Origin of the sequence: Vibrio sp. 03-59-1 (assembly GCF_013114135.1) — a bacterium.
Classification (GTDB): domain Bacteria; phylum Pseudomonadota; class Gammaproteobacteria; order Enterobacterales; family Vibrionaceae; genus Vibrio; species Vibrio cortegadensis.
In genome coordinates this window covers 1-868 of record NZ_VTYA01000086.1, presented here as the reverse complement: position 1 = coordinate 868, position 868 = coordinate 1, and the positions used below count along the sequence as shown (strand labels likewise).

The following is an 868-nucleotide window of genomic DNA, read 5'->3' as shown; positions in this document are numbered from 1 at the left end:
CATGGTCTTCTCCTTTTACTTCGGACCTGAACACTCCAAGCATGGCTGATAGCGATGTGAAGTGGTAGGGGGAGACCATCTCATCACCTTAATGCGGCGTTATACAAATGAGGTAACTATGAGAATTGATGTCCAATATATATCAAGCTTACTTAGCGTATTCCTAGATTCAAATAAGGCTCATATTACCTTATCTGCATTTGAGAACGCTGGTGTGAAAATCTATACAGATGACTGTAAAGGACTAGATGAGAAATTTATTTTTCATGCCCAGTTGCTAGTTGAAAATGGCTTAGTTAGTGACAAAGATCTTCGTTCTGAGTCGCTGAACACTTTTGGTATTTCCTACAATAAGTCTGGCGGAACTATTGTTGAAAGAGATATTAGGTTAACTCAAAAGGGTCATGATTTCGCTAGTGCGCTGAACAATAAAGAAGTGTTGGACAAACTCAAGACCGAACTAACAAATGCACCGTTCCGAGTGTTGTTTGATGGTAGCCAAAAATTACTAGAGCACTACTTAACTAAAAAACTTGATGCATTGTTGGCGTAAATTTGTATAACAAAGCGTTTAAGACGGATTCCCAACGCTTGGTGTTTTCGGTTTGATTCGGCTTTAGTGTTTACGGCACAATGGTTTAGGTAAAGTGGAAGCGTTGCTCACCACTTAACGCGGCGTTATATTGCATAAGATTCAAAGGGTTAAATTATCCGTTTATCTTTGTTCTGCGTCCGAACTACACACCTGTTCTTTTTGTGAAAAATGCCATCAAAATGACCATCGCACGTAGAAAGTTTGTCGGCTAATTAGCTGCAACGTCACGCAAGTCTCCTCGTTAGTAAGTTTGCTGGCTCAAGTTCATTTTGC

Annotated in this window: 1 protein-coding gene; it reads left to right on the top strand. The window is 40.0% G+C overall.

Annotated features, from left to right (window positions below; translation table 11 throughout):
* Window positions 1-118: 118 nt before the first annotated feature.
* Window positions 119-553, top strand: coding sequence for a DUF2513 domain-containing protein (locus F0249_RS20045; protein WP_113797032.1), 435 nt, complete (start codon window positions 119-121; stop codon window positions 551-553).
* Window positions 554-868: the final 315 nt, after the last annotated feature.

Excerpts from the sequence above, each read along its gene's own strand:
- F0249_RS20045 (WP_113797032.1), top strand. The coding sequence starts at position 119 with ATGAGAATTGATGTCCAATATATATCAAGCTTACTTAGCGTATTCCTA.